Origin of the sequence: Streptococcus infantis, from assembly GCF_047463315.1 — a bacterium.
Taxonomy (GTDB): domain Bacteria; phylum Bacillota; class Bacilli; order Lactobacillales; family Streptococcaceae; genus Streptococcus; species Streptococcus infantis_AB.
Genome location: NZ_JASHEB010000003.1, coordinates 120,480 through 132,727, shown reverse-complemented (window position 1 = coordinate 132,727; position 12,248 = coordinate 120,480). Strand labels below are relative to the sequence as shown.

Below are 12,248 nucleotides of genomic sequence, written 5' to 3'. Positions count from 1 at the left end.
AGTATAAACCGTTTTCAGCAAAAAATCAACTACTTATAATAAATCCTAAAAAGCAGCGTAACAAACCTGTCATTCCAAACATTGATATATCAATATCTTTAGATAAGATTTTGAAGGTAAGTATGGGAAATTTAATATAAAAAAGTCATAGTACAGAAATCGACGAAGCAAATCGGTATCTTATTTCTAGCCCTATACTTCAACCGTTGGATGCTTAAAGAATGTGGATAGTAAAATGACGTTTTGTCAATAGTGTTCTTGAGCGTAAAAAAAAAGAACTTTAAGTTCAATAAATTGCTATATCAAAATTTTATTGCTAAAAAACGAGGTGGGGTCTTTTGTCCCTACCTCGTTTTGGAATTTATTATCTATCTTAATGAGTAAAGTCTAGAACCATGCGACCTTGGATGGTGCCAGCAGCCATTTCATCAAAGACAGCAATGGCATCTTCGACAGGCCGTTTTTGAACAACTGGAACAACGAGACCTTCAGCACCAAATTGGAAAGCTTCTTCCAAATCTTTACGTGTACCAACAAGGGAACCGATGACCTGAATACCGTCAAGAACTGTTTTAACGATACTTAGATCCATCATTTCTGAAGGGAGTCCGACAGCTACTACACGACCACCTGCACGAACAGAGTCAACTGCTTGGTTGAAGGCAACTTTTGATACAGCTGTTACGACAGCTGAGTGAGCACCACCGTTTGTTTTTTCTTTGATAAGGCCTGGAACATCTTCGACTTCAAGACCATTAATCACGATATCAGCACCGACTTCTTTAGCTAGAGCAAGTTTATCGTTGTTAATATCTACTGCGATAACGTGAGCGTTGAATACTTTTTTAGCGTATTGAACAGCTAAGTTACCAAGTCCTCCAGCACCATAGAGTACAACCCATTGGCCTGGCTCAACTTTTGCTTCTTTGATAGCCTTGTAGGTAGTAACACCGGCACAAGTGATTGAAGAAGCTTGGGCTGGATCGAGACCTTCTGGAACCTTAACGGCATAATCTGCAGTTACGATACATTGTTCTGCCATACCACCATCAACTGAGTAGCCAGCATTTTTTACTGTACGGCAAAGGGTTTCGCGTCCGGTTGTACAATATTCACACATGCCACAGCCTTCAAAGAACCAAGCTACGCTGACACGGTCACCAACTTTTAGACTCTTAACATCAGGAGCGATTTCTTTTACGATACCAATCCCTTCGTGACCGAGAACACGTCCTGGAACTTTTCCAAAGTCACCATGGGCAACGTGGAGATCTGTATGGCAAACACCACAGTACTCAACTTCAACAAGTGCTTCGCCATTTTCGAGAGGACGGAGCACTTTTTCTTCAATAGCAACACCAGTGCTTTCTGGATTTACAACAACAGCTTTCATAGCTATCCTCCTTGGTTAGTAGTTGAGGTGCAGAGGAAAAGGGGCTTGCCTTAAATCGTGATTCAAGTGAAGTCAAATTTGAACTGCCCTCTTTTTGTCTATATGTGAATTATATCACAATATTTGATATAATGCAAGGAGATTTATGCAAAAATATATGAAATCGCTTAACTGGTTGATGATGCTGTGAAATTTGCACAATGATATCTAACGTATTCATGTAAAATTTCATATAAAGAGAAACTTGTTTGGCCTCAAATCTAGGGAGTGAGCTTGCAAACAGATTTTCTAAGATTCATCTCTAGGAGTTTTTGGTATAATAGAGAGTAATTTATTTTCTAGTATGAGAAGTTAGAGTGAGAGGTATGTATGTCCCCTTCAATTCAGTTATTAAAAGACCGCTATTTAAAAAATATCAAAGAAAATCCAGATCTCTACATCGGTATTGAGTTGGAGTTTCCTATCGTTCATACGAAAGGCCAACCTACAGATATTGAAGTCAGCAAGGACTTGATGAATTTTTTGGTTGATGCTCTCAGTCTGGAAGTTGAAAAGGTAGACCAGGAGGGCAATTCGATTCAACTTGTAGAACCGGCGAGTCAAGATCGGATTTTGTTTGAAGTTTCTTATACAACCTTGGAGTTTGCCTTTGGTAGGGCTCAGAATATCCAAGAGGTTGAAGGACGTTTTCAGGCCTATATGAAGGTAATCCAAGAAAAGCTAGGTGAAAAGGAACATGCTATCCAAGGTTGGGGGATTCACCCGAACTGGGATATCAATGATAATAGACCTGTAGCTTATCCACGCTATCAGATGCTGATGGATTATCTGCGTATGGGGAGTCACCAAGAAAGTGCGCATTTACATGACTTTCCACAATACGGGGCCTTCATCTGCGGGAGTCAAGTCCAGTTGGATGTTTCGACCGCTAACTACCTACGTGTCATCAATGCTTTCACTCAGATTGAGTCAGCCAAAGCTTACCTGTTTGCCAATTCTGAGTTTTCTGGAGCAGACTGGGATACTCAGATTTCACGAGATATTTTTTGGGAAGACTCTATGCATGGGATTTATCCAGAGAACGTTGGTGTCAATTCAAAACTCTTCAAAGATGAGGATGATTTCTTTGATTATCTAGACCACTCTGCGATTTTCACAGCAGAACGAGATGGAGAAACCTATTATTTTTCTCCGATTCGTGCTAGAGATTACCTAGCTACTGATGAGATTCATGCTTATACTTTAAATGGGAAAGAGACTCTGCTTGTCCCTCAAGAAAAGGATTTTCAAACGCACCGTAGTTATCAATTCCAAGACTTAACAACTCGAGGAACAGTCGAATTTCGGAGTGTTTGTACACAACCCCTAGACCGCACTTTTGCTTCGGCAGCCTTTCACTTGGGACTTTTGGTGAATTTAGACAAGCTTGAAGCTTACCTAGAAACAGCTCCTTTCTTTGAAAGTTTTGGTCGTGATTACAAGTCTTTGAGACGACAATTTTCTAAGAAGCAGCTCACAGACGAGGAGAAAGCTGGGATTGTACGTTTCTCCAAAGACTTGCTAGCTATAGCAGAGCAAGGTCTTGAGATGAGAGGTCAAAGTGAAATGACCTACTTAGAGCCTTTAAAAGAAGAAATGACCTTATAATTTTCTTATAAAGGGAGAATTTTCTGAAAAATCATGTTATAATGAATAAGACTATAGATAAAGGATAGAGATTTATGACATTAGTTTATCAATCAACGCGTGATGCGAAAAATACAGTAACGGCCAGCCAAGCAATTTTGCAAGGTTTGGCAACTGATGGAGGTTTGTTTACTCCGGTTAGTTATCCAAAGGTAGATTTGGATTTTGACACATTAAAAGATGCTTCTTACCAAGAAGTGGCTAAACTTGTCTTGTCAGCCTTCTTGGATGATTTTACAGCAGAAGAGTTGGACCACTGTATCAACAATGCCTATGACAGCAAGTTTGATACGCCAGCCATTGCTCCTCTTGTCAAACTTGATGGCCAATACAACTTGGAACTTTTCCACGGTTCAACCATTGCCTTTAAAGATATGGCCTTGTCCATCTTGCCATACTTTATGACGACAGCTGCTAAGAAACATGGCTTGGAAAACAAGATTGTCATCTTGACAGCAACATCTGGGGACACTGGGAAGGCTGCCATGGCTGGATTTGCAGATGTTCCAGGAACTGAAATCATCGTCTTTTATCCAAAAGACGGTGTCAGCAAGGTGCAAGAGTTACAAATGACCACTCAGACTGGTGATAATACTCATGTCATCGCCATCGATGGGAACTTTGATGATGCCCAAACCAACGTGAAGCATATGTTCAACGATGTGGCTCTTCGTGAGAAATTGGCAACCAACAAGTTACAATTTTCATCAGCTAACTCTATGAATATCGGTCGTTTGGTGCCACAGATTGTCTATTATGTGTATGCCTACGCTCAGCTTGTTAAGACTGGCGAGATTGTGGCTGGTGACAAGGTCAACTTCACTGTACCGACAGGAAACTTTGGAAATATCTTGGCTGCCTTTTACGCTAAGCAAATCGGTCTACCAGTCGGCAAATTGATCTGCGCTTCAAACGACAACAATGTCTTGACAGACTTCTTTAAGACTCGTGTCTACGACAAGAAGCGTGAGTTTAAGGTAACTACTAGCCCGTCTATGGATATCTTGGTTTCTTCAAACTTGGAGCGCTTGATTTTCCATCTTTTGGGAAATGATGCGGTTAAGACAGCTGAACTCATGAATGCCTTGAACACTCAAGGACAATATGAATTGACAGATTTTGATGCAGAGATCCTTGACCTCTTTGCAGCTGAGTATGCGACAGAAGCAGAGACCGCAGCAGAAATCAAGCGTGTCTATGAGGTTGATTCTTATATTGAGGATCCTCATACAGCGGTTGCCTCAGCTGTTTATAAGAAATACCAAGCAGAGACAGGTGATGCGACAAAGACTGTGATTGCGTCAACAGCTAGTCCATACAAATTCCCAGTCGTTGCAGTAGAAGCTGTAACTGGACAATCAGGGCTTAGTGACTTTGAGGCCTTGGCTCAATTACACGAAATCTCAGGTGTCGCGGTACCACCAGCAGTTGATGGTCTCGAAACAGCTCCGGTTCGTCACAAGACAACTGTTGCAGCAGCAGATATGCAGGCTGCAGTAGAATCTTATCTAGGACTTTAAAACAGAGGAAGTAAACTCGGTTGGGAAACTAACTGAGTTTCTTTTCATCAGGAGGAAGGATTGTTTAAGAAAAATAAAGACATTCTCAACATTGCTTTGCCAGCCATGGGTGAAAATTTCTTGCAGATGCTCATGGGAATGGTGGATAGTTATCTGGTGGCCCATCTAGGTTTGATAGCCATTTCGGGTGTATCTGTAGCGAGCAATATTATCACCATTTACCAGGCAATTTTTATTGCTCTAGGAGCTGCGATTTCAAGCGTCATTTCAAAAAGTTTGGGGCAGAAGGACCAGTCTAGACTGGCCTACCATGTGACAGAAGCTCTCAAGATAACCTTGCTATTGAGTTTAATTTTAGGTAGCTTGTCCATCTTTGCAGGTCAAGAGATGATTGGTCTTTTGGGTACTGAACAGGTTGTGGCTGAAAGTGGAGGCTTATACCTATCTTTAGTTGGCGGGACAATCGTTCTCCTGGGCTTAATGACTAGTTTAGGGGCCTTGATTCGCGCTACCCACAATCCTCGACTGCCGCTTTATGTTAGTTTTTTAGCCAATGCTTTAAATATCCTTTTTTCAAGTGTCGCCATTTTTATCCTTGATATGGGGATAGCTGGTGTAGCTTGGGGGACTATTTTGTCTCGTTTGATCGGGGTTGTAATTTTGTGGTCACAATTAAAACTTCCATATATGAGACCGACGTTTGGACTGGATAAAGACCTGCTGACCTTGGCGTTACCTGCAGCGGGAGAACGTCTCATGATGAGGGCTGGTGATGTAGTCATTATTGCCTTGGTTGTTTCCTTTGGGACGGAGGCAGTCGCGGGAAATGCTATCGGTGAAGTTTTGACTCAGTTCAACTATATGCCTGCTTTTGGTGTTGCGACAGCAACAGTCATGCAGGTGGCTCGAGCAGTAGGGGAGGATGATTGGGCAAGGGTGGACAGACTAAGTAAGCGAACTTTTTGGTTGTCTTTCTTTCTCATGTTGCCTTTAACACTTAGTATCTATGCTCTCGGGACACCACTAAGCTATCTCTACACCAGCGATTCTGTGGCTATCAAAGCCAGTGTTTTAGTGACTCTTTTTTCACTTTTAGGGACTCCTATGACAACGGGAACGGTCATTTATACAGCTGTCTGGCAAGGTTTGGGAAATGCCCGACTTCCCTTTTATGCGACAAGTATTGGAATGTGGGGCATCCGTATTGGGACTGGTTACCTGATGGGAATTGTTCTTGGATGGGGGTTGCCTGGTATCTGGGCAGGAACACTTTTGGATAATGGTTTCCGTTGGATTTTTCTACGCTATCGTTACAAATCTTATATGACATTGAAAGGATAAAAAATGCAAGAAACGGCTTTTATTTGGGATTTGGATGGAACCTTGTTGGACTCCTATGAAGCTATTTTGTCAGGAATTGAGGAGACCTATGCACAGTTTTCCATTCCTTTTGACAAGGAAAAAGTTCGAGCTTTTATCTTGAAATACTCTGTCCAGAATTTACTAGTGCAAGTGGCAGAAGAAAGAGGCTTGGATGTTGATAGGCTCAATCAAGTCCGTGCTCAGAGCTTGGCTGAAAAGAATGCCCAGGTCATCTTGATGCCGGGGGCGCGCGAGGTTTTAGCCTGGGCAAATCAGCAAGGAATTAAGCAATTTGTCTACACCCACAAAGGCGAGAATGCCTTGACTATTTTACGAGATTTGGGATTGGATGTTTATTTCACAGAAATTTTGACAAGCCAGAGCGGTTTTGCTCGTAAACCAAGTCCAGAAGCAGCGACCTACCTTATCAGTAAATACCATTTAAAACCAGACCGCACCTTTTATATAGGGGACCGTACTTTGGATATCGAATTTGCTCAAAACAGTGGCATCCAGAGTATCAATTTCCTTGGAACTCCGGTGGATTGCAATCATCAGATTTCTTGTTTAGCGGATATTCCTTCTCTCTCTTTATGAAAGTTTTATGAAAGAGAATATGTCAGCTTTGTGACAAAATTCATACATACTATTTCAATTAATGTGGTTTGTTACAGAGACTAGACAGTTTTATTAAATAGCCCCCAAAGGGCTTTTTTTCTTTTTTCTTTATGTTATGATAGAAAGGTACTACATTTGAAAAGGAGTTTGAATAGTATGAAGAAACGAATTATTTTAGCATCAACAGTAGCTCTATCACTTGCCCCTACCTTGGCGACTCAAGCAGAAGAAATTGTATGGTCACCACGTACAGTTGAGCAAATTCAAAACGATATTGCTAAAAGCGAAAATAAAACAAGTTACACAATTAAGTACGGAGATACCCTAAGCACGATTGCAGAGGCTTTGGGAGTAGACTTAAATGTCCTTGTAAACTTGAACAAAATCACTAATATTGATTTGATTTTCCCAGAAACTGTACTGACTACAACTGTTAACGACAATGAAGAAGTAACAGAGGTTGAGGTTTATACACCTCAAGAAGTTGGTTCTGATGTAGCAAGTGCAACAGCAGATTTAACAACGAATCAAGTAACAGTAGATGAACAAACTGTTCAAGTCGAAGATTTGACACAACCAGTTGAAGAAACTGAAGCTGTAGCAGAAACTACAGTATCGTCAGAAGTAACAACAGCAGAAGCAACTACTGAAGCTGCGGCACCTATCGTTGAAGAAACAACTACGGTCGCTGAACCAACAACTACAGTTGAGGAAACAACTACGGTCGCTGAACCAACAACTACAGTTGAGGAAACAACTACGGTCGCTGAACCAACAACTACAGTTGAGGAAACAACTACGGCCGCTGAACCAACTACAACAGTTGAGGAAACAACTACAGCCGCTGAACCAACTACAACAGTTGAAGAAACAATGACTACTGTTGAGGAGACAACTACAACAGAAGCAACAACTGAGGCTGTAACAGAAGCTCAATCAGCTCCAGCAACTTACCAAGCTGAACCAAGCCAAGGTGCATCGGCAACTTATACAGCGCCAGCGGCTCCTGATTATGCAAGTATTGCAGCTTCAAAATCAGAAAATGCAGGTCTCCAACCACAAACAGCGGCATTTAAAGAAGAAGTTGCGAACTTGTTTGGTATCACATCATTTAGTGGTTACCGTCCAGGAGATCCAGGTGACCACGGAAAAGGTCTAGCGATTGACTTCATGGTCCCAGTTAGCTCGGCTCTCGGTGATCAAATTGCAGATTATGCTATCCAAAATATGGCTAGCCGTGGCATCAGCTACATCATCTGGAAACAACGTTTCTACGCACCATTTGATAGCAAATACGGACCAGCTTACACTTGGAATCCAATGCCAGATCGTGGTAGCGTAACAGAAAACCACTATGACCACGTTCACGTATCTATGAACTAAGAATAATAAGAAGCTATACATTTAAAAGTGTAGCTTCTTTTTTTATAAAAATAGTATTTACAAGTGAAAAAAAATATCAAACATGATAAAATGTAAGCGAATACAAAACTATACCGGCAATTTTAAGCATAGAGAGAAAGGATGATAAAGATGACAAACCGATTAAAAACTCCATTTGAGAAAACAAGAGATGATTTTGAAGAGGAATTTTTAGGAGAAATTGTTGAGCTCTTGATTTTTACCTTCCAAAATGTAAGTGGAGCAATCTCCTTAAAAGATGGATGCAAGGTACCGTCAGTAAATTTTAAAGCTAGTGTCAATGTCGCAACCCAGGAATTCTCTGAACGTGAAGGACGTTTGGAATGGCTCCTGACTCCAGAAGAATTTGAAGAAAAGCGATGGGGATTTAGTTTTGAACCCTACAAAATTCATCGGATCAAATGTCAAAAACGCCCCTTCATGGAGCTAGAGCCATATATGTCAGAAGTAGCTAACAACTGCTATCGTTTGCTGGAATATTTAGATGACCAATCCACGGATGCTAGATTAGAGACCTTGATTGAAACCTATCAAAAACCAGTCATCATTCAAGACGATATTGGTGAATTCACCTTAAATAGAGCCTATTCTTGGTTTGAAGGCTTCATCACTTATGAGGGCGGTAAGATTCATGCTATCTTTGTTGCGGATGCAGATGAAAGTCTTCCTCCAAGTTCTTTCGATGATCTAAAGAAATTTATGGAAACCTTCCAAGTCCAAGATGCTCGGATTAAAGACTATATTGTCAAAGAACTGTGGGAAGCAGCTCAAGACTGGATAGATTCGGATGAAAATGATGTGGAGTTAACAGAAGAGTATTTCACCAACTCTCTTTCCTTGAGTGAACTATCGATCAACGAAGATGGGGAATTGACCCTCTACTATGATGATAGCGAGGAAATTTTTGCAGGCCATGCCATTGAAGTCGTCATTGATAAAGAGGGAGAAATCCTTCGAGCAGATTTGGTAGGTTAGTGCTGGATTTTATCTAGAATATAAGAAACATAGCCTTTTGGGATTGAAACCAAGAGGCTATGTTTTCGGAGTGAGCAAAATAGTTGCGTTTTTTAACCTGCTTGCATTATAATTGATAAGTCAATAGTTGACAAATCAAATATTAACAAAGGAATAGAAATGTCAGAAATCAATGAATTACTGTACCAGCTCCATTTGGTAGATCAGACGATTACTCAACTTTTTGAGAAACAATTGGGAATTAGTTTGACCCGCTATCAAATTCTGCAGTTTTTATTGCAAAAGTCACCGTGTAACCAAACTGCCGTTCAGGAGAAGTTACAGATTGACCAGGCAGCTTTGACCCGTCATTTTAAGGTTTTAGAGTCAGAGGGTTATGTCAGTCGTAAGCGTAATCCAATCAATCAGCGAGAAGTCCTAGTTGAATTAACCCAAGAAGCCAAGAATCAACTCTTGGTCAATCCGCCTAAATATCATTTGAATGTGAAGGAACAGATGGAGAACATCTTATCGCCTGGTGAGCAGAAAGAACTGACAACCTTACTGACAAAACTAGTATCAGGTCTAGAAAAAATAGAATTTTAAGGAGAAAACGATGTCACTCATTACTACTATTTTAGCAACACTTGTTGCCTTGGAACATTTTTATATCTTTTATTTGGAGAGTATCGCAACCCAATCAGACGCAACCAGCCGAGTCTTTAATATGGAAAAGGAAGAGTTGACTCGACCATCTGTTACCTCACTGTTTAAAAACCAAGGGATTTATAATGCTTTGATTGGGGTGTTTCTTATCTATGGGATTTATTTCTCACATAGCTTAGAAATCGTAACAATCTTTGTTTTATTTGTCATAGGAGCAGCGACTTATGGCGCTTTAACAGCAGACAAAAAAATCATTCTAAAGCAAGGTGGTCCAGCAATCATAACTCTTTTGAGTATCCTCTTATTAAAATAAAAACAACCAGCACTTTCTATGAAGGTGCTGGTTTTTAATAACTGCTGTTAAACTTTTCTGCGTTTGATTTCCAGTAGCCTTTGATAGAAGAAGATTTGGCTACTATAGATATAAGGGAAGATAGAGATACTTGCGATTCCAAAGCTAATCCAGATAAGGATATACCAAGGAAGTAGCTGTAAATCAAGGACAAAGCGTTGGAACTTATAGCCTTTCATGAGAAAGCGGCTGGTATGCAGCACGCGGCTAGGTTTGGCAATTCCGATTGCAAGGGTGTCACATAAAAGTAGTTCAACTTGGGAATAGGCATAATATTGTGGCAGATAGATAATGGTTCCCAAAATCATTACTAGGACGCTACCAAAGAAATAGAGAGCGAAAGTAAGTAGGAAGTGTTCGATATCTGGATTGGTGACGTCAACAGATGGAAATTCGGGATGAAGTTCCACAAATTTACGAGCCATGGCACTGCTATAAAAGAGCAAGAAGACTCCAAAAAGATTAGGGATGCTCCATAAAAAGAGATAGAAACGCTTGAGTAAGAGCGTTAGAAATGTTTGGGTAAAGAAGCGGTTGTCAAGCAAGGACAGACTATCTTTAAAGGAAAGCTCTATCTCAGAAATTCTGTAAAGATTAATCGTGGTAAAGAGAGCACCAGCTAGGATGATGGAACTTGTAAATCCAACGGCTATCGGAAAGAGAGCAGACTGGATTGTGATCCCTAGAAAACTCAAGAAGGACTGTTCAAGAATACCTTCATCAAGTAGGGATAAAGGTCTGATAAAGCTCGATAGAATCAAGAGAATACTTGGTAATAAAAAGACAAGCAGCAAGCGAGGGTGCTCGGCTTGAAATTGTCTAGCCTGCTCGCGAACTTCTTTTAAATTAATTTTTGGGTACTTCATTCTTTCATTATACCATAAATAGTACATAGCTTGCTAATCCTTTGAAAACAGTGGACGTCTAGCGTGTTAAGCAAAAGTGAATACGAGATTGAATACGACTTTACTTTTAGCTGGAGCGGATGAAATCCATGAACTGGTCAACGACTTCAACACGTTGATTATCATTGATGTGGGTATACATATCAAGGGTGATTTGAACATTATTGTGACCGAGTCTATCTGAAATGATTTTCGCTGTAACACCAGCTTCAAACAGAAGAGAAGCATGTGTATGCCTAAATCCGTGAGGCGAAATTTTTTTAAGTTCTTTGTGTTTACAAAAGAATCTGCTAAGCTTCACTTTCATAGTTGCGGCTAAAAGCCATCCCCCTATGTCATTCGTAAAAATATAATTCAAATCATGTTTGTAAGGCACACCAGCCTGGAAATATTCTTTTATTTGCTGTCGTTTCCAGAGTTTTAAGACATTCAGAGTTTCATCATCTAAGGTGATAACCCTCTTACTCCTTTTGGTTTTAGGGTCCTGAACAGTTTGTTTTTTGCCAATCACGACAGCCGTGCGAGAAATGCTTAACCGTTTATTTTCAAAGTCAACATCTGACCACATGAGTCCGATTGCTTCTCCAGTTCTCAAGCCAGAAAAAGCGAGTAAGTGGAAAAAAGTGTAGTCTACAGGCTTAAAATTTGCTTTGGAAACTTTAAGAAAATCCGTTAGCTCCTGTTTTGTATAGTAGTTTTCTTTGCCCTTTAAGGGTTTATTTTTAGGCTTGATAATCTTGTCTAAGGGATTTGACTTAATGATGTCAAGAGAAGTGGCATACTTGAAAATACGGCTAATAACAGAGTAGTAATTGGAATAGAGGACATAGCGATTGCTTAACTTTATAGCAACCTTCTGACAATAAGCAACACTGATCTGCTGAATTTTCATATCTGTAAAATACAAATCAATCATAACATCAAGTTTCTTCTTAGTGTTCTGATAAGTTGTTGGTTTTACAGTGCTCTTGTAGCTTTCAAGCCATAGCTCAGCAACTTCAGCGAATGTAGGGTTCTGGGAATCTTTATTGTTTGAAAAACCATTTTCTTCAACATCTAAGAGAAGATCACGTTCGACTGCCTTGGCCTCTTTGATGGTCTTAAAACCACGGCGTGTTGTGCGTTTTTCTTTTCCAGTAGCTGGATCTATGCCCAGGTATGTTTGAAAGAGGTATCTAGTCTCTCCTTTTTTTGTAATGTATTTTTTTATCATAAAATGTCCTTTCTTTTCGATTGCTTGCCCGCATAGTTGAAAAGGTGTAGAACTTATGATAAACTATAGTTGTATTTTTTTATCATCTTTTCCATTGCTTGTCATATGGAAGGTTGAACCCTCACACTCAAAAACTTGGCGGTCGGAGAGTGTGGGG

General features: G+C 40.3%; 11 protein-coding genes. 8 read left to right on the top strand and 3 right to left on the bottom strand.

What is annotated here, in order from left to right:
* Positions 1 to 373: 373 nt before the first annotated feature.
* Entirely contained in the window at positions 374 to 1,393 is a 1,020-nt protein-coding gene (adhP, locus tag QM857_RS04330; RefSeq protein WP_070678633.1) for an alcohol dehydrogenase AdhP, read from the bottom strand.
* Positions 1,394 to 1,762: 369 nt separating this feature from the next.
* Between adhP and QM857_RS04325 the strand changes: the two genes are divergently transcribed.
* From QM857_RS04325 to QM857_RS04290, 8 genes are all read left to right on the top strand, one after another.
* Entirely contained in the window at positions 1,763 to 3,040 is a 1,278-nt protein-coding gene (locus tag QM857_RS04325; protein ID WP_414275179.1) for a gamma-glutamylcysteine synthetase, read from the top strand.
* Between the two features lie 74 nt (positions 3,041 to 3,114).
* Positions 3,115 to 4,599 carry a threonine synthase gene (gene thrC, locus QM857_RS04320; protein WP_414275178.1) on the top strand — a complete coding sequence of 495 codons (1,485 nt, stop codon included), beginning with the start codon at positions 3,115 to 3,117 and terminating at the stop codon, positions 4,597 to 4,599.
* A 60-nt stretch (positions 4,600 to 4,659) separates the two neighbouring features.
* Positions 4,660 to 5,940, top strand: a complete 1,281-nt coding sequence (locus QM857_RS04315) for an MATE family efflux transporter (RefSeq protein WP_414275177.1) — start codon at positions 4,660 to 4,662, stop codon at positions 5,938 to 5,940.
* A 3-nt stretch (positions 5,941 to 5,943) separates the two neighbouring features.
* Positions 5,944 to 6,558, top strand: coding sequence for an HAD family hydrolase (locus QM857_RS04310; RefSeq protein WP_414275176.1), 615 nt, complete (start codon positions 5,944 to 5,946; stop codon positions 6,556 to 6,558).
* Positions 6,559 to 6,735: 177 nt separating this feature from the next.
* Complete coding sequence (locus QM857_RS04305; RefSeq protein ID WP_414275175.1) at positions 6,736 to 7,962, top strand: LysM peptidoglycan-binding domain-containing protein; 1,227 nt, start codon at positions 6,736 to 6,738, stop codon at positions 7,960 to 7,962.
* Positions 7,963 to 8,112: 150 nt separating this feature from the next.
* Positions 8,113 to 8,976: a DUF2262 domain-containing protein gene (locus QM857_RS04300; RefSeq protein ID WP_414275174.1), complete on the top strand. Its 864-nt coding sequence runs from the start codon at positions 8,113 to 8,115 to the stop codon at positions 8,974 to 8,976.
* Positions 8,977 to 9,135: 159 nt separating this feature from the next.
* Positions 9,136 to 9,561: a MarR family winged helix-turn-helix transcriptional regulator gene (locus QM857_RS04295; RefSeq protein WP_414275173.1), complete on the top strand. Its 426-nt coding sequence runs from the start codon at positions 9,136 to 9,138 to the stop codon at positions 9,559 to 9,561.
* 10 nt (positions 9,562 to 9,571) lie between these two features.
* Complete coding sequence (locus QM857_RS04290; protein WP_254730061.1) at positions 9,572 to 9,934, top strand: DUF1304 domain-containing protein; 363 nt, start codon at positions 9,572 to 9,574, stop codon at positions 9,932 to 9,934.
* A gap of 47 nt (positions 9,935 to 9,981) precedes the next feature.
* On the opposite strand, the gene QM857_RS04285 is transcribed toward QM857_RS04290, so the two are convergent.
* Entirely contained in the window at positions 9,982 to 10,839 is an 858-nt protein-coding gene (locus tag QM857_RS04285; protein WP_414275172.1) for a DUF975 family protein, read from the bottom strand.
* A 106-nt stretch (positions 10,840 to 10,945) separates the two neighbouring features.
* On the bottom strand, positions 10,946 to 12,091 hold the full coding sequence (locus QM857_RS04280; RefSeq protein WP_414275170.1) for a tyrosine-type recombinase/integrase: 1,146 nt from the start codon (positions 12,089 to 12,091) through the stop codon (positions 10,946 to 10,948).
* Positions 12,092 to 12,248: the final 157 nt, after the last annotated feature.